This window comes from Pseudomonas sp. UME65, from assembly GCF_014170225.1.
Taxonomy (GTDB): Bacteria; Pseudomonadota; Gammaproteobacteria; order Pseudomonadales; family Pseudomonadaceae; genus Aquipseudomonas; species Aquipseudomonas protegens.
Window position 1 is genome coordinate 515052 of sequence record NZ_LZZQ01000016.1, and the last position, 19263, is coordinate 534314.

Here is a 19263-nt window from a genome sequence, read left to right on the forward strand (position 1 = left end):
CCCTCTTGATGACCAAGATCGAAAACTACCTGCACGAGTTCCTGCTCGTGTTCTTTGTCAATCGGCGCCTGATCAAACGGGTGTTCCTGGGTTTCGCGGTGATCGCCCTGCTGCTGCCCCTGGTGCTCAAGCAGAGCTTCGAGATCACTGCCGAAGTCATCGTGCAGTCCAAGAAACTCTCGCAGACCGACGCCAACACCGTGCTCGCCCCGGACTCCGACAAGTTCATCCCGCCGTCGCTGGCGGACATGGAGACCGAGAGCAACATCCTGCGTTCACCCACGCTGATCCGCGACACCATCGACCAGTTGCGCCGCGAAGGCCAGTTCGGCGGCAGCGAGGGCCTGTTGACCCGGCTGATCGTCAAGCCGATCCGCAATGGCCTGATCGACCCCCTGCGCAACCATGTGATCAACCCGGTACGCGGTTTCTTCGGCCTGGCCGTGGACCCGGTGCGCGATACCAGCCTGGATGCCTTCACCGACCAGGCGGTCAAGGACCTGAAGATCGGCACCCTGCCCGGCTCCAACGTGATCTCCATCGTCTACGCCAGCCCCAACGCCGCCGAAGGCACGCGCTTTGTCGAGCGCCTGCTGGCCAACTACCTGAAGAACCGCCAGGACCTGCAATCCAACGAACTGCCCGAAGCCTTCTACGAACAGAAGAAGGCCCAGTACCAGTCGCGCCTGGATGACCTGGAAGGCAAGCGCCAGGCCCTGCTGGAAGCGGCCCACGCCTCCGACCCCAAGGAAGAGATCACCTTCCGCCTGAACGCCATCAACACCGAAGAGCAATCGCTCAACGGCTACCGCGACCAGGCCCTGGAGAACCAGCGCCGCCTGGATTACCTGCAGAAGAACCTGGCTGCCGCGCGCAAGGCCGGCCTCACCGACTACACCTTCCCCTTCGCCTTCGCCAACACCGTGGACAACGTTGCCTACGAAGATCGCGAGATCAAGCAACTGGGCGAACAGCTGACCAACCTGGTGAGCCAGTACGGCACCACCGCCGACACCTACCGCGCCGACAGCGTGCCCATGCAGCAGCAGCGCGAGCAGATCGTGCGGGCCCGGGCGCAGTTCCTCAAGGTGGTGGAAAACCGCGTGCGCGAGCGCAGCAGCGACTTGCAGATCACCCAGTCGGTGATCGCCCAGAAGACCGCGCGGATCAACGACTACAAGGCGCGGGTGCGCGACCTGCAAGAGGTCCTGAGCAAACTGCGCCAGCTGGACACTGAAATCGATGCCTTGCACAAAGCCTTCTTCACCTACACCCAGCGCTACGAAGAGAGCCGTGGCGAGCGCCTGATCAGTGGCGAGCTGTCCAACGCGCGGGTCCTGAGCCAGCCTTACGAACCCAGCGAAGCGGCGTTCCCCAAGCCGATGCTGATCATTCCCCTGGGCCTGCTCACCGGCCTGCTGCTGGCCATTGCCCTGGGCTATGTCTACGAGTTCTTCGACCATCGCTTCAAGCACCCGGCCCAGGTCAGTGATCACCTCGGCCTGCCGGTGCTGATGGTGCTCAACGCGGTCGAGCAGCCCCAGGTCAACCCGTACCCGCGCTGGACCTGGCGCTGGGCCTGGCATTGGGCCAAACAGTGAGCGACCTGAGCATGGCCGCGCAGCCTATCGTGCACCTGATCCACAGCGGCGGTTTCTACGGTGCCGAGCGCATGCTGCTGGATCATTGCCTGGGCACCCCGGGGCAGCATCGGGTGGTGTTCATCAATGCCCCCGACACGTTGCTGCAGCGTTTCGCCGAGGCCGGCGTGGCGAGCCACAACTGCCACTGCCTGCAGGAACTGCTGGCGCACCTGCGGCAACAGCCTGGGCTGCTCAACGCACACAACTTCAAGGCCCAGGTGTTTGCCTGGGTCTGCGCCCGGCGTCTGCGCCTGCCCCTGGTCATGACCCAGCACGGCTTCACCCCGCGCAGCCTGAAACAGAAGCTCTACACCTGGCTCAGCCTGCGCCTGTGCCGCAGCCGCCGGGTGCGCCGGGTAGCCTGCGTGGCCCAGAGCATTGCCCTGCTGCACCTGGAGGCGGGGGTCGCCGAGGGCAAGCTGCGGGTGATCCCCAACGGCCTGCCGGAACCGGCCCTGGAACTGCCGGCGAGCCTGGACGGGCCGCCGCTGCGCGAGCCCGAAGTACGCCGCGACGAAATGGAACCCTTGGTGGGTTTCGTCGGGCGCCTGAGCGCGGAAAAAGGCCCGGACCTGTTTCTCGATGCGCTGATCGGCCTGTGCCAGCAGCGCCCTGCGCTCAAGGCCGTGCTGCTGGGCGATGGTGAACAGAACCAGGCCCTGCGCGAGCGCATTAACGAAGCCGGGCTGGCCACGCGCATCCTGCTGCCGGGCTATCAGAACGACATGCAGCCCTGGCTCAAGCGCCTGAATGTGCTGGTACTGAGTTCACGCACCGAAGGCACACCGATGATCCTGCTCGAAGCCATGCAGGCCGGCACCCCGGTGGTGGCCTTTGCCGTGGGCGGGATTCCCGATGTGCTGCAGCACCGGCACAACGGCCTGCTGGCCAAGCCCCTGGACAGTGCCGGGCTGGGGCGCTGCATCGGCCAGTTGCTGGACGACCCGGTACTGGCCGGGGAGCTGGCCAAGGCCGCCCAGGTCACCCAGCGCAAGCACTATCACTTGCCCACCCTGGCTCGCCGCTGGGATGAGCTGTACCGCGTCGCCAGAGAGAGCTCCCGAGTATGATCGCCGCTCCGTTCCTGGGTTTGCTGCTGGGCCTGGCCGCACTGTTGCTGCTGGCCAGCCCCTGGCCGTTTCTTGCGCCGCTGGTGGTGGTCGGGCTGTTCGGCCTGGCGCTGCTGTACCGGCGCCCGGGCTGGGGCCTGCTGGGGATCTGCGCCCTGGTGCCCTTCGAAGGCCTGTTCAAGGACAGCGCGTTCTCCGGGGCCAAGCTGCTGGGCGCCTCGCTGATCCTGATCATGCTGTTCAAGCTGCTGCTGCGGCAGATCCCCGACAGCCGCCTGCGCAGCAACCTGTGGCGGGCCCTGGGGCCATTCCTGCTGTGCCTGCTGCTGAGCATGCTGTACAGCGAGAACCTGCTGGTGTCCCTGGACAGCCTGCGGGAGCTGGCAGTGGGCCTGGTGCTGTTCTTCGTCACCCTGCTGATTGCCCGGGAAGTCAACCTGCTGATGCTCTGCCGCCTGCTGGCGGTGAGCGTGGCCATCACCTGTGTGATCGCCCTGGTATCGGCCAAGTACCAGGTGGGCGGCCGGGCCATCGGCCTGTTGCAGGATGCCAACTACTTCGCCCTGCTGATCGCCATGGCGGTGCCGCCGGCGATCTTCCTCGCCCTGCGTTCGCCCCATTGGCCGGTGCGGCTGTTCTGGGTCGGCATCAGCCTGACCCTGATGGCCGGGATGACCAAGACCGACTCGCGCTCGGGCCTGCTGGTGGTGCTGTTCACCATTGCCATCGGCGTCTGGCACTACCGCGACCGGCTCAAGGGCCTGCGGCCCAAGCACCTGGGCTTCGCCATGTTCGCCGTGGCCATCGTCATTCCCCTGGGCATTGCCGTGCTGCCGGCGGAGTACGTGGCGCGGATCCAGTCCCTGAGCATGCTCAAGTCCGGCGCGCACTCGGCGGACACCTCCCTGGGCCGGCGCACCTCCTACCTGGTGGTGGGCGGCCAGATGATCCGCCAGAACCCGCTGCTGGGCTCGGGCCTGGGGACCTTCCCGATCCACTACGCGCAGACCGGCTTTGCCAGCAGCTTCTCGGAAAACATGAACGAGCCGGACCTGTTCCGCCGGGCCCACAACACCTACCTGGAGCTGTTCAGCGAGCTGGGCATTCCCGGCGGCCTGAGCTTCGTGGCGCTGATGCTGATGGGCCTGCGCAACTTCGAACGGGCGCGCCAGGGCTTTCTTGCCCGGGGCCAGCGCGAACAGGCCGATATCGCCACCCACCTGGGCCTGAGCCTGTTGGCCATGGCGGTGTTCCTGCTGTTTCTCAGCGCGCCGAACCACAAGTACCTGTGGATCTTCCTGGCCCTGTCCAGCGTCCTGCGCCTGCAGGCAGAAGACGCTCCCGTACCGCGCCCGGCCCCGGCCTGACAACGCCGCGTGTAGCCACTGCCCCAGGCTGCGACAAGGCCCGAAGGGCCTTCTGGCCCCCAGGAGCAGCACCGACAGAACAGCAACACCGCGCCCTCACCCGGCGCCCACGACAACAACGCAATCTGGCCAAGGGAGGCAAAGATGCAAAGGATCAGCGTGATCGTGCCCATGTACAACGAGGCGCGTCACATCACCCGCACCCTGGACAGCGTGCTGCGCGCCGCCCGGGCGGCGACCCTGGACTGCGAACTGATAGTGGTGGACAACGGCTCCACCGATCAGGGGCCGCAACGGGCCCGGGAGCTGGGCGCGCGGGTGCTGCTGTGCCCGGGCATCGGCATCGGCGCCCTGCGTAACCGCGGTGCGGCGGTGGCCACCGGCGATAGCCTGGCGTTCCTCGACGCCGACATCGAAGTGCCCGGCAATTGGCTGCAGCTCTGGCAGCAGGCCCAGGCCGAGCAGCGTGTCGAGGTCTTCGCCCTGGACTGCGCGGCACCCGCCAGCGCCCCCTGGTTCGCCCGGGCCTGGCAGCGCCGCAGCCTGGCCGGCGACCCGCAACCCCGGCTACTGCCGTGGATGCCCACCCCCAACCTGTGCCTGCAGCGGGCCTGGTTCGAACGGGTCGGCGGCTTCAACGAACAGCTGCGCACCGGCGAGGACAAGGATTTCGGCCTGCGCCTGCACGCTGCCGGCGCCCGCCAGTTGAGCCTGCCCCAGCCCCAGGTGCTGCATTGGGGCTACGAGGCCAGCTGGGCCGAATGGGCCGGCAAGGAACGCTGGCGCCAGGGCAGCCACGTGCAACTGCTAAAGGGCAGCGGCCTCAGCCTGCGCCTGTTGCGCTTTCCCCTGTTGTGCCTGGCCTGCGCCCTGCTCAGCCTCGTGGCGTTGCTGTGCCTGCTCGCGGGCCTGCCCGGCGCCGCGGGCCTGTGCCTGCTGCTGGGGGCGCTGGCGCCCCTGGCCCTGGCCGTGCGCCAGGGCCTGCGCCAACGCGACCCGCTGTTCGTCCTGCAACTCTGGCTGCTGCACTGGGTGCGCCTGCACCTGGGCGCCCTGGCCCTGGTGCAGGCCCTGTTCAACCGTTCTGCCGAGAGACCTGACCGTGGCTAAAATACTTTTCTGGCTGTGCCTGCTACTGCCTTTCTATGCCTGGGTCGGCTACCCCCTGCTGCTGGCCCTGCTCAGCCTGTTCGTCAGGCCGCGGCCGGTGCAGGAAGGCGCGCCGCTGTCGGTCAGCGTGATCATCGCCGCGCACAACGAAGGCCCGCACATCGAGCACAAGCTGCGCACCCTGTTGCAGCAGGACTACCCGGCCACCGACTTGCAGATCATCCTCGCCAGCGACGGTTCCAGCGACGACACCGTGGCCACGGCCCTGGGCGTGCGCGACTCACGGATCGTGGTCCTGGACCTGCCCCGGGTGGGCAAGGCCGGGGCGCTGAACGCCGCGGTGGAACTGGCGCGCAACGATATCCTGGTGTTCACCGACGCCGATAACCAGTGGTCCCACGACACCCTGGGCAAGCTGCTGGCGCCCTTGTCCGACCCGCAGGTAGGGGCCTGTGGCGGGCACATGATCATCCCCGACCCCGGGCACAACCTGAGCCTGGGAGACAGCCTGTACCGGCACTACGAGGCCTGGTTGCGCCAGGCGGAAAACCGCACCGGCTGCATGGTCTCCGCCGACGGCGCGCTGCTGGCCCTGCGCCGCGAACTGTTCCAGCGGGTTCCGGCCGAGGTCAACGATGACTTCTTCATCAGCACCTGCGCCCCGGTGGCCGGCAAGCGGATCGTCTATGTCGAGGAGGCCCAGGTGCTGGACCAGGGCGTGGACGAAGCCGGCAAGCAGTACCGGCGGCGCCTGCGGGTCACCGTCGGCGGCCTGCAGAGCCTGGCCCAGCGCCGCGAGCTGATGAACCCACTGCGCCACGGCGCCTACGCCATCGCCCTGATCAGCCACAAGCTGATCCGCCGCCTGGCCCCGGTGCTGTTGCTGCCACTGCTGGTCAGCAGCCTGCTGCTGTGGAATGCCGGCGCCTTCTACAGCCTGGCCCTGCTGGCCCAGGTGCTGGGTTACGGCGCCGGGATCATGGGCCTGCTGGACCGCCGCGGGCGCCTGCCCAAGGTGTTTCGCCTGGCCGGTTTCGTACTGGTGACAATGGCCGGCATGAGCATGGGCCTCTGGCAATTTCTCCGCGGGCAGCGCTATGCCCTGTGGAACCCACAACAGAACCGCTGACATGAACCTCAAACTCAACCTCAAGCGCCTGCTGGGCAGCGTCTACTTGCACAGCGTCGGCCGCGCCCGCCTCAGCGAAGCCGGGGTGGTGCTGATGCTGCACCGGGTGCTGGCCGACGAGCAGGCCGCCCGCCGGCCGCACCGGGCGCCACTGTGCGTCGGCCAGCGCCAGTTCGAGCACCTGCTGCGCTGGCTGCGGCGGCATTTCGACTGTGTGCCGCTCAATCACCTGCTGCAATACCCCGGCGGTGACCGGCCGCGCCTGGCCCTGACCTTCGATGACGGCTGGCGCGACAACGCCGAGGTGGCCTACCCGCTGCTGGAGCGCTACGAGATGCCGGCGAGCATCTTCCTCTCCACCGACTTCATCGGCAGCGCCCAGGGCTTCTGGTGGGAGTCCATCGGCGAAACGCTCTGGCTGCGGCCCGCAAGCGCCGCGGCCAGGCCGCTGCTGGAACAGTTGCAGGCGCTGCAACTGGCACCTGCGGCCGAGCTGTTGCAGCCGGGCGATGGCGACGCCCGCAGCCGGCTCCTTGGGCGCTACCTGCAACGCTTGAAGACCCTGCCCGGGCCCACCCTCCAGGCCCTGGCCGACAGTTGCCCCAACGAGCACGGCCCCCACAGCCTGGACTGGGCCCAAGTGCAGCGCCTGGAGCGTTCGGCACTGGTGCGCTTTGGGCCCCACGGCGCCAGCCATGCCATTCTCACCGGCCTTGACGAGGCCGCGCTGAAAGCGGATCTGCAACGCTCCCATCAGGCGTTGCAGAACCATTGCCAGGCGCCGCTGGGGGTCTATTGCTACCCCAATGGCGACCACAATGCCCAGGTGCGCGCCGCCGTCGCCGGGCTGGGTTATCGTTACGCCCTGGGCACCCGCCCCGGGCTGATCGAGGCCAGTGGCAACCCGCTCCTGGCCTTGCCACGCATCGACGTCAGCCACGCCAGCGCCGCCCGCCCCGGCTTGCTGGCCTGGCGCCTGCTGCAGGGAGCCCGGGCATGAAGCGCGGCGGCTACCTCTGGCACCTGGCCCTGAGCATGGGCACGCGCCTGGCGATGATCGGCCTGCGGCTGCTGCGCAACGTGCTGCTGGCTCGCTTGCTGGGCCCGGCGGATCGCGGCCTGTTCGCCCTGCTCAGCACCCTGCCGGACCTGATTGCCGCCCTGACCAGCGGCGGGCTGAACACCGCGGTCGGCTATGAAGCCGCGCGCCAGCGGCCCATGGGCCTGCTACTGACCCAGGTGCTGGTGTACGGCTGCCTGCTGGCCAGCCTGCTGACCCTGGCCGGGCTGGCACTGATGAACACCCTGGGCAGCCAGTGGGAACTGAGCCTGCAACTGGGGGACCTGGCCTGGCTGTTGTTGCTGGCGGTGCCCATCACCGTGCTCAAGAGCGGCCTGCTGACCCTGCACAACGCCGATGGCCGGGTCGAAGCCTTCAATGCACTGCGCCTGCTGGAATCCCTGGTGCCGCTGCTGCTGTTCGTCGGCCTGTGGTGGATCTGGCGCGACCAGCCGCTGTCGGCGGCCCTGGTCAGCTGGCTGGGGGGCACCTTGCTGGTGGTGGTGGTTGGCTGGTGCTGGTTGCGACGCTTCCACGACCTGGGCCTGCGCTGGCAGGCCGGGGAACAGGGCAAGCTGCTGCGCTACAGCGCCCAGAGCCACCCCGGGGTGCTGTCGCAACAATTGATGCTGCGTTCGGACTACCTGTTCATCGGTGCCCTGCTCGACCCCGCGGCCCTGGGCTGGTACGCCATGGCCAGCGCCGCCGCCGAGCTGCTGCTGATCATTCCCGAGGCGGTGACCACGCCACTGATGAAGCGCCTGCTGCAACAGGGGTCGGGCATCGAGCAACTGACCGCCCTGGCCCTGCGCCTGACCGCCACGGTGATGCTCGGCGCCTGCCTGTGCATGGCGCTGATCGGCCAGTGGCTGATTGTCACCCTGTTCGGCGCCGACTACGCCCCGGCCTACGGTGCCCTGCTGGCCTTGCTGCCCGGGCTGTTCGGCCTGTGCTACGCGAGCATCCTGCGCCTGGACCTCTTGGGCAAGCAGCGCCCCGGCACGCTGTCGCTGCTGCTGGCCGGTGGCGCCCTGCTGAACCTGGCGCTCAATGCGCTGCTGATCCCGTCGCTGGGCATCGTCGGCGCCGGCCTGGCCTCATCCATCGCCTACCTCGCGGTGAGCCTGGCCATGCTCGGCCTGTATTGCCACCTCAGCGGTGTGGCCTGGTACCGCACCCTGATCCTGTTACCTGGAGACATCGTCTACGTGCGCCAGTTATTGCGCCCTAAGGAAAGGCTTCAATGAAACCCTGTTCCCTGCTCGCCCTGATGCTGATCTCGGCGGCCACTGCCCTGCACGCCGCGCCCCTGCAATGGGGCGATATCCGCGACGGCAGCCTGTACCTGCAAGCCGAGGCCGGCGACACCCTGCACCTGCGCTGGAGCCCGGCCTGGCAGAGCGACGCCAACCAGGAGCAGCTGTACCTGCTGCGCCCGGACGGCCAGTTGCTGCAACAGCTGGAGATTCGCGCCGACCAACCCTACGGCCAGCGGGAAGTCCAACTGCCCGCGGCCCAGGGCGACTACCGGCTGCAGGTACCGGGCTACAGCTTTCGCAACTTCAAGGTCAGCCACGACAGCGCCACCCGGGCCCAGTTCGAACCGGCCAAGGTGCATTTCAGCGCCGACGTGCCCAGTGGCGTGGAGCTGTATTTTCGCGTGGCCGCCGGAGAGCAGGCGGTACTGGCGGGCAAGTATTACGGTGGGGTCAGCGTGCTCCAGGCCACGCGCCTGAGTGACCACCAGTTGCTGCGCCTGAAGCTGGTGGAGCACCCGCAGTACGGTCAGTTCGACCAGATCCCGCTGCCGGTGGCCCAGCAGGACGAGGTCTGGCGCCTGTCCCTGGGCGGCTCGGGCAAGGTGGCGTTCTGGCTCGACGGCACCGCCAACCTGTTCGCCCAGGACCTGCGCCAGTTGCACCCGCTGCAATGGACACCGGGCCGGGTCGAGCTGAGCCTCAAGCCGCAGATGCGCGGCCCGAGCCCGCACCTGGGGATCGCCCTGCCCTATGCCCAGCCGCCGCAGTCGACCTTTGAACTGCTGCGGGCCCTGGGGCCGCGGGCGGCCAACTTCTACAGCTTCGTCGATGTGATCCAGCAGGAACCCCAGCGCGAGCTGGGCTTTCGCCGGCTGTACCGCGAAACGTTCAAGATCGACCGCGACATCACCCTGCTGGCGGGCACCGGGCGCCGTGCGGTGCTGGCAGCCGACAGCCAGAGCTTCGCCGGCCTCGACGCCTGGCTGGCGGACAGCGTGCGCCTGGGCAACCAGGGCCTGCACTACCTGGCGTTCGCCGACGAACCCAACCTCAACTACCCCAGCTACGCCGTGTTCGCCAGCTACTTCGGGCGCATGCTGGAGCACGTCAAGGCCAACCCCGAGGCCCGGGCCGCAGGTGTGCGCATTGCCATGCCGGTCAGTTCGCGGCTGCTGGACGGGCCGTTTCGCATCGGTGCCGGGCAGCGCCGCGGCATCGACTGGGCGCGCCAGTTGCTGGAGGCCCACGGCGCCGATATCGACGCCATGGCCTGGCACGAGTGGATGGTCCGCGACCTGCTGGCCACCCGCCACTACCGCGCCAGCGTGCGCGCCGCCGCCGACCTGGTGGGCCTGGATGACCTGGGCCGGCCGCGCAAGGCGCTGTTGCTGAGCCAGACCAATATCTCCAGCGGCCCGGACCTGAGCCCCTATCAGCAGGACACTCACTACGCCGCCCTGTGGTGGATGTCGGTGGTGGCCAATGCCTCCCAGGACGGCCTGCTGGACATGCTCAACTGGTTCCAGGCCGCCGATGAGCCCGAGTACCCCAAGGGCATGCTGGCCCAGCACGACGCCCAGCGCTTCAGCCTGAAGCCGGTGGCCGTGGCCCAGCAATTCATCCAGCAGCACTGGCTGGGGCAGGTCCAGGCGCTGGACAACCCGGCCTTCGAGGTGGATGCCCTGGCACTGCGCGATGGCCCGCGCCACAGCCTGCTGGGCGTGACCAAGACCCCGCGCGCACAAACCATCGACCTGGACGGCGCCGAGCAGATCTGCCAGGCCGGCCCGAGCCTGGAGCTGCTCGGCGCCGACGGGCACAGCCGCTCCGCCGCCGTGCAGTGCAGCAATGGCCGGGCCCAGTTGCAGGTGCCCGGTGAAACCCTTTTTGCCTTGACCTGGAAAACCCTATGAGTCGCTTGACCGGCCTGTTGGCCAGAATCCGCCGCAAGGGCCTGCGTGGCAGCTTGCGGGTGCTGCGTGAACGCTTCTTCTATTACCACTGGGAACTGCTGACCCTGGAACGTTCCCTGGCCTTGCCGGTGCCCTGCCCCATCAACCCCGGCCGCTGGCCCCAGGTGCCCATCACCCGCGAGCTGCTGCCGGCCTTCGACAAGTACTTCAAGGCGCAACTGCCGGCCATTCGCGGCCTGCTGGACAAAGGCAGCCGCGGCAGCGCACACCTGGATGAAGACGGCAACGTGATGATGATGGTGTGGATCAGCGAGCGCGATTACTACGACGACCAGTTGTACCGCTGCTGGATGCGCATCCCGCCGGGCTGCCTGTATCAGTTCGCCGGAGAGTGCGCGGTGCCGTATCGCGGCTCGGGGGTGGTGATCCTGGCGCAGAAGCTGCTTTGGGACGAATACCGCGAGCGCGGTTTCAAGGCCACCCGGGCCCTGGTCAACGTGCGCAACGAGCCGGCGCTGAAGATGCACATGCGCCTGGGGTTCCAGGAAGTGGGTGAATCCCTGCATGTCTACTGCCTGTTGCGCTGCCTGCACTTCCACCGCCGCCGGCCCTACCACCAGACACGCCTGCACCACCTGCGCCGCGGGCGCCTGGCACAGCAGCCCAGCGGTTCCAGCCCTATCGACAAGGAACGTTCGTGAGCCTGCGTTGGCAATGGTGCGCCAGCCTCTGCACCCAGGACTTTCCCGTGGCGGCCTATGAGCAACTGCGCCAGCAAGTGCCACAGGCCACGCCGTTCAATCGCTTGAGCTGGCTGCAGGGGGCGGAACGGGCCCTGGATCACCGGCACTTGCAGATCCTCCTGGGCTGGCACGGCCAGCGCCTGGTGCTCTGCCTGCCGCTGACCCTGGGCCGCGAAACCCGGGCCGGCCTGCGCCTGCAGGTGGTACGCCACCTGGGGCATCCGCTGAGCGACCGCCTGGCGCTGCTGGTCGCGGACCCGGCGCAAGGCGCCATGCCCGAGGTGCTGGAGCAGATCCGCCGGCAACTGCCCCATGACCTGCTGCAACTTCATGAACTGGTGGATGCAGAGGGCCTGCTGGCGCCCTGGCGCCGGGCCAGCTGGTACAGCGAACAGGCCCTGAGCTGCCGGGCGCCGGAACACCTGATTGTCGACAGCGACCGCGAGGAAGCCACCGGCACCTTGCGCTACGAGCTGCGCCGGGCGACGAAACGCTGCGCGGAAATCGACGCTCGGGTGATCCGCATGGCGCCCCAGGCCGACGGCATGGACGGGGTGCTGGAGATGCTCCGCGAGGTGGAACAGGCCAGTTGGAAAGGCGTAGACGGGCTGGGGATCTTCTCCGGGGAGCTGCGCTGGCAATGGATGGCCAGCGCCCTGCGCGGCCTGGCCGCCGAAGGTTGTGTGCGGGTGGTGATGCTGGAACACCAGGGCCGTTGCATCAGCTATCGCCTCGGCCTGCTGGAGCGCGGCCGCCTGTACGACTACAACATCGCCTTCCTGGCGCAATACAAGAACCTGGGTAGCGGCCGGCTGCTGCTGGATGAGTGGATCCGCTGGGGGCTGGACGAAGGCTGGCAGTGGGTCGATGCCTCGCGGGTCAGCCTCAGCCGCTCCAGCCATCAGTTGCATGAACGCATGAGCGGCCTGGTGGAACACCAGCGCTGGAGCTTCTATTCCTGGCGCCCGCGAGCGCTGCTGGCCGGTACCGCCGAACGCATCTGGCAGTGGCTCAAGCCGCGCCTCAAGGCCTGGCGCGAACGGCGCCAGGCCAACACCGTACAAGGATCCCGCCCATGAACCGCCCCCTGACTGCCGCCCGGGCCCACCGGGTCATCGTCAATGCCGACGACTTCGGTCTCGACCTGGACTACAACCAGCTGACCCTGCGCGCCTTCAAGCGAGGGGTGATCAGCTCGGCGACCCTGATGGCCAACATGCCGGCGTTCAACGACGCCTGTGAACTGACCCAGCAGCACGGTTTGCTGGGACGCATCGGCCTGCATTTCAACCTCACCTACGGCGCGCCACTGAGCCCGGCGATGCGCCACCAGCCGTTGTTCTGTGACCCTCAGGGGCAGTTCGACCTGAACCTGCGGCGCTCGGCCCTGCGCCTGCCGGCCGCGGCGGCCGAGGCGGTGCGCGAGGAGTTGCAGGCCCAGTGGCAGCGCTGTGTCGATCAGGGTGTGCGGCCCAGCCATATCGACTCCCACCAGCACGTGCACAACCTGTGGCCGGTGGCAGCCATCGTCGCTCGCTTCGCTGCGCAGCAAGGGGTGCCGGTGCGCCTAGCGCGCAATGTGGGGGGCAACATCGGGCCCCTCAAGCGGTTGTTCAAGAGCGCGCTCAACCTGCGTATCCGCTGGTTGTGCGGGGCCGGGGCCCAGAGCGTGTGCACGCCCAGGGACCTGCTGGAAGGTTTTCGCCCGCCCGGCGTGATTGAAGTGGTGGCCCACCCGACCCAGCTGGCCGAGGGTGATTTCGGTGACGATTACCTGCCGGCGCAGCAGTCTCTGGAACAACTGCTGCAACAGGCATTGCCCGGGTATCAACGCATTGCCTACAGCGAGCTGTAAAAACATTAGCTCCCTATGCAATTTAATCGGCAATTAATCCGTCAGGCTAAAAGTGTCATTGACCGCGCTAGTTCAGAACAATCTGAAGCGCTGCGCGGCAAGTTCTAACGCCTGATTGGCGCGGAACTGACGTAGCCTGCATCGGAGAATTGCCATGAACCTGCGTATCGGTTTGACTGCCACCGCCCTGCTGTTGAGTGCCCTCAGTGGCCTGGCCCAGGCAGACAGCACCACCGCCGTGCCCTACCACTATGGAATGCCGCTGCATGTGGGCAAAGTGATCTCGATGACCGAACCTGCGACCCAGGAGTGCAAAGTGATCACCGCCGACATGAAGTTCATCGACAACCAGGGCAAGCCCGAGGAAATCACCTACAGAAAGATGTCGGATGCGTGCACCACCGATAATTGAGGCTGTGCAACACGCTCACACGGGGCCGCGCTGCGGCCCCTCATCACGCCCGGTGCCGATCGGCAAGCCGGGTTTCGCGGCGGCCTGGCGGCCCCCCTGTTGAATTCCCTACTCCCGAAGGCGCCTAGAATGCACGCCGCAGAGGGGCAACCTGGCGAGGGTTGTGCGCCAGGTCGTAGCGCAATTCGGCAATCAGCTCGTTGATTTCCCGACAGCCGTTGAGCTGCGAGGCATCGATGCCGGTAACCACCAGATCGACCCGGTCGGTTTGATGGTCGCGGAAGACCTTCACGGTCATCGACAGGTCGGGGCTTAGGGTGCATTGGCAGCGTTTGGGCAGAAAGCTGCTTTCAATGATATTTCGCAGTTCAAGGGCAGATAGAAACATGGCGACTCTCTCCTTTGTTCGAGACGGCCAATCAATAGGCAAACAACCTGACAACAATGACGTCCGTGTTCGGTAGTGATCCGGGCCCGGTCTTGATCCTTGCAGACGGAGCCAAGCTACAGACTAAGCCGCTTTCCCGAGGCTGCTAAATTCGATTTCGCTCTGAGCACCGGGGTTTTTCGCTGGGTTGGCTGCCAGCCCATACCGGCCGCCGGCCTATCCCTCCATTTGCGTGCAACTGGTCTTGTTTCAAGGTTTTGCTCAATCGCGGGCCTGATTGATAAAGCAGCAGGAAACGTGCCTGGCCGGCAGCGCCACAGGGCCCTGCGAAATCGGCATGCGGCGCACGAGCAGCCGTGCAAAGTGCAAGAAAGCAGGCAGTTGGCCTTGCAAAATGCCCTGCTACCCAGGACGTTTGCATTGCGCCTCGGGCGCCGGTCAGAATGCCCGGGCCGGACTTTCCCCAAGGCGCCCACTCAAACGGGTGTATCGCGCTTTCAATCAGCCAGGAGGCTTCATGCGTCTGCTCCCCCTTGCCAGCGTCACCCTGCTTTCGGCTCTCTGCGCCCAGGCCTTTGCCGCCAAGCTCGAAGACACCGCACCCTACCCCAAGGCCGAAGACGGCTTCACCCGCCAGGTCATCCACCTGCCCAAGCAACAGCACGAAGACCGCTACAAGGTCGAGATCCTCGCCGGCAAGACCCTCACCGTGGACTGCAACCTGCAGCGCCTGGGCGGCAAACTGCTAGAGAAGAACCTCGAAGGCTGGGGTTATCCCTACTACCGCCTGGACCAGGTCAGCGGCCCGATAAGTACGCGGATGGCCTGCCCCGACGGCAAGACCCGCGAGGATTTCGTCCCGGTGACCGGTGACGGCTTCGTCTTGCGCTACAACAGCAAGCTGCCGATCGTGATCTACGCGCCCAAGGACGTGGAAGTGCGCTACCGCCTGTGGAGCGCCGCGGACAAGACAGAAAACGCCCGCCAGGAATAAGCCATCCCCCCAGCCGGAGTGCCTCCCTTGATTACCTGCCATGTCAAATACGTGATCGACCCCTACCAACTGGCCGAGTTCGAAGCCTACTCCAAGGCCTGGATCGCGGTGGTGAGGCGGCTGGGCGGCACCCACCACGGCTATTTCCTGCCCTCCGAAGGTGCCAGCAACATCGCCTACTGCCTGTTCAGCTTTCCTTCCCTGGCGGACTACGAAGCCTACCGCCAGAGCGCCCTCAGTGACCCGGAAAGCGTGGCCCTGGTAGCGGCGGTGGTGCAAAAGCGCTTCATCCTCAGCTACGAACGCAGCTTCATGCGCCCTCTGCTGTCGTAGGAGCCGGCTTGCCGGTGAAGCTTGCATCGCTGTGCCGGACGCCTTCGCTGGCAGGTCTGTTCCTACAAGGCGGCGTTGCTCAGGGCGGCGCGTTCGGCGACGTGGCGCAGGCTGTCAAAGTTGATGTTGGCGCCCGAGTCGATCGCCACCAGGGTCTGGCCGCGGACGCCGCTTTGCGCCACGTATTCCTTGATGCCCGCCACCGCCAGGGCGCCCGAGGGTTCGGTGATGGAGCGGGTATCGTCGTAGATGTCCTTGATCGCCGCACACAGCTGGTCGTTGCTGACGCTGATCACTTGATCCACGTGATGCCGGCAGATCTGGAAACCATGCTCACCGATCTGCGCCACCGCAACGCCGTCGGCAAAGGTTCCCACTTCAGGCAGCACCACCCGCTGCCCTGCCGCCAGGGCCTGTTGCAGACAGTTGGAATGTTCGGACTCGACGCCAACGATGCGGATCTGTGGCCGTAGGTATTTGACATAGGCGGCGATCCCGGCGATCAGCCCGCCACCGCCGACCGGGACGAAGATCGCGTCCAGTTCGCCCTGCTGCTGGCGCAGGATCTCCATGGCCACGGTGCCTTGCCCGGCAATCACATGGGGATCATCAAAGGGTGAAACAAAGGTACTGCCGGTGCGTTGGGCCAGATCCAGGGCATGCTCCAGGGCGAAGGGAAAGCTCTGGCCATGCAGGATCGCCTCGGCGCCGCGGCTGCGCACCCCCAGCACCTTGAGTTCCGGGGTGCTGGCGGGCATCACGATGCTTGCCTTGATCCCCAGTTCCCGCGCCGCCAGCGCCACGCCCTGGGCATGATTGCCGGCGGACGCGGTGACCACTCCGCGCAGCTTCTGCTCCGGGGTGAGGTGCGCCAGGCGGTTGTAGGCGCCACGGATCTTGAAGGAAAAGGTCGGTTGCAGGTCTTCGCGCTTGAGCAGGATCTGATTGCCCAGCCGCTCGGACAGCGCCGGCGCCGCCTGCAACGGCGTACGGATCGCCAGGTCGTAGACCGGCGCCGCAAGAATCATCTTCACGTAGCGCTCCAGCAACGCCATGTCGGCACTGGACTGGGGGGTGGCAGAACGGCTGGGGCGACTCATGGTGGATCTCCTGGCTGTGTACGAAGCCCGGGAGACAGAGAGAAAAAACCCGCCTCCAGGGCGGGTTGGGTGCAGTCGTCAGCAAGCCCGCCAATAAGGAATGGCGGTAATAATGCTTGGCTGGGAACGATATGCAGGGAAAGTCATGGGCTGGAAATTACTCGCGCCAGCAGGCTCCGGTCAACGCTTTTTTCCCGGCCTCCTTGAACGACGACGTCTGCCATTGGGCACCGTGGCTTGAAGCCAAATATACGAAACATATATGATTCGTATATTTCCTCAAGGGAGGCCCCCCATGGGCATCGTCAAGATCTCCGATGAACTGCACGAGCAGATCCGCGTGGCCAGCGCCGCCATGGACCGCTCGATCAATGCCCAGGCCGAGTTCTGGATGAAGATCGGCCTGCTGGCCGAACTCAACCCTCACCTGGCCTACAACGACCTGATCAACAAGCTGTTGCTGAACAAACCCGACCTGCTCAGGGGGCGCGCATGACCCAGGCCCTGATCAAGACCCCGGAACAACTGGCGCTGATGCGCGAAGCCGGGCGGCTGCTGGCCCAGGTGTTCACCTATCTCGACGGTTTTGTCGCCCCCGGCCTGTCCACCCTGGAGCTGGACGCCGCGGTGGAACACCTGATCCGCCATGAACTCAAGGCGCGCCCGGCCAGCAAGGGCCAGTACAACTACCCCTACTGCATCAACACCTCGATCAACGAGGTGGTGTGCCACGGCATGCCCCACCCCAAGGCCGTGCTCAAGGACGGTGACATCATCAATATCGACATCACCCTGGAGAAGAACGGCTACATCGCCGACTCCAGCAAGATGTACCTGATCGGCACTGTCGGGCCCAAGGCCCGGCGCCTGGTGGACACCACGTTCGAGGCCATGTGGGCGGCGATCAAGGTGGTGCGCCCCGGCGCCCGGCTGGGCGATATCGGCCATGCCATCCAGGCCCATGCCGAAGCCAAGGGCTACAGCGTGGTCCGTGAATACTGCGGCCATGGCATCGGCCGGCAGATGCACGAAGAGCCGCAAATCCTCCACTTCGGTCGCCCCGGTACCGGCCTGGAGCTGCGCGAGGGCATGGTCTTCACCATCGAGCCGATGCTCAACCAGGGCAGCGCCCGGGTCCGCGGGCTCAAGGATGGCTGGACCGTGGTCACCCGCGACAACGGCCTCTCGGCCCAGTGGGAACACACGGTGGCGGTGACCCGGGACGGCTTCGAGGTGCTGACCCTGCAACCGCAATGAAGGCCCCTACCAGGCCTGGCCGCGCCGCTTGAGCTCCAGGCGGCGGACAAACTCCTCCAGCACCAGGGCATAGAGATCGTCCTGCAGGTAGGCATCCTCGATGCCGGCGTCGAGGTTGGGGTTGTCGTTGACCTCGATCACCACCACCTTGTCGCCGGACTGCTTGAGATCGACGCCATACAGGCCGTCGCCGATCAGGTTGGCGGTCTTCACCGCCAGATCCACCACCGCCCGGGGCGCTTCGTGGATCGCCAGGGTGCGGCACTCGCCGTTGATGTCCTGGCCCTTGGCCTTGTGGTTGTAGATCTGCCAATGGCCCTTGGACATGAAGTACTGGCAGGCAAAGATCGGTTTGCGGTTGAGCACGCCGATGCGCCAGTCGTACTCGGTGTAGAAGAACTCCTGGGCCAGCAGCAGTACCGAGTGTTCGAACAGCTCGGCGGTGGCTTCCATCAAGGCCTGCTGGCTCTCGACCTTGATCACTCCGCGGGAAAAACAGCCGTCGGGGATCTTCAGCACCAGGGGAAAACCCAGGCGCTCGCCGACCCGCTCGAAATCCTGCGGTCGCTCCTTGTAGAGAATCTCGGTGGCGGGCATGCCCAGTTGATGGCCCTTGAGCAGGTCGCTGAGGTAGACCTTGTTGGTGCAGCGCAGGATCGACGCCGGGTCGTCCATCACCACCAGCCCTTCGCTCTCGGCCTTCTTGGCAAAACGGTAGGTGTGGTTGTCGACGCTGGTGGTCTCGCGGATCAGCAGCGCGTCATATTCGGCCAGCCGCGAATAGTCCTTCTTCTCGATCAGTTCCACATCGATGCCCAGGCCCTTGCCCACGCGAATGAAACTCTCCAGCGCCCGAGGGTTGGAAGGCGGCAGCAGTTCCTGGGGATCATGGAGAATGGCCAAGTCATAACGGGCCACTTGCCGGGAGCGCGGAACCCGCCAGACCTTACGGCTGAAACTGTCCAGGGAGTTGGCGAACTGATCTTCCTGATCTTCGCGCAACTTATGCAGCGCCCCCGACTTGACGCCTTCGATGTGCCAACTGTTAGTTCGCTTGAAATCAACTAACAGGATCGGACAAGGGAAGAGTTCAAACAATTGCCGAGCCAGTTCCTGCAAGGGCTCTATATGAGTTCGACCGAAGTAGAGGGTCAGCGTAAAGCCTTCGGTATCGCGGTAAAGATGATTGCTCAGGGCCTTTTCCAGGCTCTTGTCGAGATCATCCAGGGCCAACCCGTAAAGCGCCTTGCGGGTCAGTTCGCTGATGGTGCGCACCGAGGGAATCACCCGGTGGCCGCGGGCTTCAGCCAATAGCGAGCAATAGTAGCCATGCCCCAGGTACTTGTAGCTGCGGCACAGGTTGATCACCTGGACGCGCTTGCCGGGCGCGCTTTCGCGGCTGTGTTCGAGGTACTCCTGGGCCGTGAGGATGTCGTCGCTGGGAAAGTACGAGGCCCAGTCTTCCTTGCGTTCGACAATAATGATTACCTGGCTTGAGGTTTTGTCCAGCCGGGCAATATTAGTTGAGGAAGTGATTGTCGCCGGCAAACTTTGCCCGGATACTTCTCGCCAATGACCTTGTACCGCTGACATAAAGTTCGCTCTCGCTGAAGAACCTGACCCTTTCTAT

At 65.8% G+C, this 19263-nt stretch carries 19 protein-coding genes; 16 read left to right on the forward strand and 3 right to left on the reverse strand.

Annotated elements, in window-relative coordinates:
- Positions 1-8 precede the first annotated feature (8 nt).
- The 12 genes from A9971_RS27435 to A9971_RS27490 all read left to right on the forward strand — a co-directional run bounded on the left by A9971_RS27435 (position 9) and on the right by A9971_RS27490 (position 13561).
- The gene (locus A9971_RS27435) at positions 9-1601 is read left to right on the forward strand and encodes an LPS biosynthesis protein (protein ID WP_041118261.1); all 1593 of its coding nucleotides are present in this window, start codon (positions 9-11) and stop codon (positions 1599-1601) included.
- 11 nt (positions 1602-1612) lie between these two features.
- On the forward strand, positions 1613-2713 hold the full coding sequence (locus tag A9971_RS27440; RefSeq protein WP_169891601.1) for a glycosyltransferase family 4 protein: 1101 nt from the start codon (positions 1613-1615) through the stop codon (positions 2711-2713).
- Positions 2710-4080, forward strand: coding sequence for an O-antigen ligase (locus tag A9971_RS27445; RefSeq protein ID WP_011061372.1), 1371 nt, complete (start codon positions 2710-2712; stop codon positions 4078-4080). The genes A9971_RS27440 and A9971_RS27445 overlap by 4 nt, the downstream gene beginning before the upstream one ends.
- Before the next feature lie 144 nt (positions 4081-4224).
- Positions 4225-5190, forward strand: coding sequence for a glycosyltransferase family 2 protein (locus tag A9971_RS27450; RefSeq protein WP_183000214.1), 966 nt, complete (start codon positions 4225-4227; stop codon positions 5188-5190).
- Positions 5183-6319, forward strand: a complete 1137-nt coding sequence (locus tag A9971_RS27455; protein WP_015635674.1) for a glycosyltransferase — start codon at positions 5183-5185, stop codon at positions 6317-6319. Before A9971_RS27450 ends, A9971_RS27455 begins: the two co-directional genes overlap by 8 nt.
- A gap of 1 nt (position 6320) precedes the next feature.
- On the forward strand, positions 6321-7319 hold the full coding sequence (locus A9971_RS27460) for a polysaccharide deacetylase family protein (RefSeq protein WP_161467123.1): 999 nt from the start codon (positions 6321-6323) through the stop codon (positions 7317-7319).
- Positions 7316-8626 (forward strand): lipopolysaccharide biosynthesis protein, encoded by a 1311-nt coding sequence (locus tag A9971_RS27465; RefSeq protein WP_125063365.1) that lies wholly within the window; start codon positions 7316-7318, stop codon positions 8624-8626. Before A9971_RS27460 ends, A9971_RS27465 begins: the two co-directional genes overlap by 4 nt.
- Positions 8623-10551, forward strand: a complete 1929-nt coding sequence (locus A9971_RS27470) for a hypothetical protein (protein WP_183000215.1) — start codon at positions 8623-8625, stop codon at positions 10549-10551. Before A9971_RS27465 ends, A9971_RS27470 begins: the two co-directional genes overlap by 4 nt.
- Positions 10548-11252, forward strand: a complete 705-nt coding sequence (locus A9971_RS27475) for a GNAT family N-acetyltransferase (RefSeq protein WP_011061378.1) — start codon at positions 10548-10550, stop codon at positions 11250-11252. Before A9971_RS27470 ends, A9971_RS27475 begins: the two co-directional genes overlap by 4 nt.
- The gene (locus A9971_RS27480) at positions 11249-12373 is read left to right on the forward strand and encodes a GNAT family N-acetyltransferase (RefSeq protein WP_183000216.1); all 1125 of its coding nucleotides are present in this window, start codon (positions 11249-11251) and stop codon (positions 12371-12373) included. Before A9971_RS27475 ends, A9971_RS27480 begins: the two co-directional genes overlap by 4 nt.
- Positions 12370-13149 carry a carbohydrate deacetylase gene (locus A9971_RS27485; RefSeq protein WP_041118275.1) on the forward strand — a complete coding sequence of 260 codons (780 nt, stop codon included), beginning with the start codon at positions 12370-12372 and terminating at the stop codon, positions 13147-13149. The genes A9971_RS27480 and A9971_RS27485 overlap by 4 nt, the downstream gene beginning before the upstream one ends.
- A 154-nt stretch (positions 13150-13303) precedes the next feature.
- On the forward strand, positions 13304-13561 hold the full coding sequence (locus A9971_RS27490) for a DUF2790 domain-containing protein (protein WP_011061381.1): 258 nt from the start codon (positions 13304-13306) through the stop codon (positions 13559-13561).
- A 124-nt stretch (positions 13562-13685) separates the two neighbouring features.
- Here A9971_RS27490 and A9971_RS27495 read toward each other — a convergent pair whose 3' ends face one another.
- Entirely contained in the window at positions 13686-13949 is a 264-nt protein-coding gene (locus A9971_RS27495; RefSeq protein ID WP_183000217.1) for a DUF1652 domain-containing protein, read from the reverse strand.
- Positions 13950-14466: 517 nt separating this feature from the next.
- Here A9971_RS27495 and eco point away from each other — a divergent pair.
- Together eco and A9971_RS27505 are read left to right on the forward strand one after the other, a co-directional pair.
- Entirely contained in the window at positions 14467-14943 is a 477-nt protein-coding gene (eco, locus tag A9971_RS27500) for a serine protease inhibitor ecotin (RefSeq protein ID WP_015635680.1), read from the forward strand.
- 27 nt (positions 14944-14970) lie between these two features.
- Complete coding sequence (locus A9971_RS27505; RefSeq protein WP_011061384.1) at positions 14971-15276, forward strand: NIPSNAP family protein; 306 nt, start codon at positions 14971-14973, stop codon at positions 15274-15276.
- Between the two features lie 62 nt (positions 15277-15338).
- Here A9971_RS27505 and ilvA read toward each other — a convergent pair whose 3' ends face one another.
- Positions 15339-16376, reverse strand: coding sequence for a threonine ammonia-lyase, biosynthetic (gene ilvA, locus A9971_RS27510; RefSeq protein WP_077934158.1), 1038 nt, complete (start codon positions 16374-16376; stop codon positions 15339-15341).
- Positions 16377-16671: 295 nt separating this feature from the next.
- On the opposite strand from ilvA, the gene A9971_RS27515 reads away from it, so the two are divergent.
- Positions 16672-16872 (forward strand): ParD-like family protein, encoded by a 201-nt coding sequence (locus A9971_RS27515; RefSeq protein ID WP_011061386.1) that lies wholly within the window; start codon positions 16672-16674, stop codon positions 16870-16872.
- Positions 16869-17633 carry a type I methionyl aminopeptidase gene (map, locus tag A9971_RS27520; RefSeq protein ID WP_011061387.1) on the forward strand — a complete coding sequence of 255 codons (765 nt, stop codon included), beginning with the start codon at positions 16869-16871 and terminating at the stop codon, positions 17631-17633. The genes A9971_RS27515 and map overlap by 4 nt, the downstream gene beginning before the upstream one ends.
- A gap of 6 nt (positions 17634-17639) precedes the next feature.
- On the opposite strand, the gene A9971_RS27525 is transcribed toward map, so the two are convergent.
- Positions 17640-19226 carry a RimK family alpha-L-glutamate ligase gene (locus A9971_RS27525; RefSeq protein WP_015635682.1) on the reverse strand — a complete coding sequence of 529 codons (1587 nt, stop codon included), beginning with the start codon at positions 19224-19226 and terminating at the stop codon, positions 17640-17642.
- Between the last annotated feature and the right edge of the window lie 37 nt (positions 19227-19263).

Bases quoted from the DNA above. Each gene is read 5' to 3' on its own strand.
- A9971_RS27435 (WP_041118261.1), top strand. From the start codon at position 9: ATGACCAAGATCGAAAACTACCTGCACGAGTTCCTGCTCGTGTTCTTT.
- A9971_RS27440 (WP_169891601.1), top strand. From the start codon at position 1,613: ATGGCCGCGCAGCCTATCGTGCACCTGATCCACAGCGGCGGTTTCTAC.
- A9971_RS27445 (WP_011061372.1), top strand. From the start codon at position 2,710: ATGATCGCCGCTCCGTTCCTGGGTTTGCTGCTGGGCCTGGCCGCACTG.
- A9971_RS27450 (WP_183000214.1), top strand. From the start codon at position 4,225: ATGCAAAGGATCAGCGTGATCGTGCCCATGTACAACGAGGCGCGTCAC.
- A9971_RS27460 (WP_161467123.1), top strand. From the start codon at position 6,321: ATGAACCTCAAACTCAACCTCAAGCGCCTGCTGGGCAGCGTCTACTTG.
- A9971_RS27465 (WP_125063365.1), top strand. From the start codon at position 7,316: ATGAAGCGCGGCGGCTACCTCTGGCACCTGGCCCTGAGCATGGGCACG.
- A9971_RS27470 (WP_183000215.1), top strand. From the start codon at position 8,623: ATGAAACCCTGTTCCCTGCTCGCCCTGATGCTGATCTCGGCGGCCACT.
- A9971_RS27475 (WP_011061378.1), top strand. From the start codon at position 10,548: ATGAGTCGCTTGACCGGCCTGTTGGCCAGAATCCGCCGCAAGGGCCTG.
- A9971_RS27485 (WP_041118275.1), top strand. From the start codon at position 12,370: ATGAACCGCCCCCTGACTGCCGCCCGGGCCCACCGGGTCATCGTCAAT.
- A9971_RS27490 (WP_011061381.1), top strand. From the start codon at position 13,304: ATGAACCTGCGTATCGGTTTGACTGCCACCGCCCTGCTGTTGAGTGCC.
- A9971_RS27495 (WP_183000217.1), bottom strand. From the start codon at position 13,949: ATGTTTCTATCTGCCCTTGAACTGCGAAATATCATTGAAAGCAGCTTT.
- eco (WP_015635680.1), top strand. From the start codon at position 14,467: ATGCGTCTGCTCCCCCTTGCCAGCGTCACCCTGCTTTCGGCTCTCTGC.
- ilvA (WP_077934158.1), bottom strand. From the start codon at position 16,376: ATGAGTCGCCCCAGCCGTTCTGCCACCCCCCAGTCCAGTGCCGACATG.
- A9971_RS27515 (WP_011061386.1), top strand. From the start codon at position 16,672: ATGGGCATCGTCAAGATCTCCGATGAACTGCACGAGCAGATCCGCGTG.
- map (WP_011061387.1), top strand. From the start codon at position 16,869: ATGACCCAGGCCCTGATCAAGACCCCGGAACAACTGGCGCTGATGCGC.
- A9971_RS27525 (WP_015635682.1), bottom strand. From the start codon at position 19,226: ATGTCAGCGGTACAAGGTCATTGGCGAGAAGTATCCGGGCAAAGTTTG.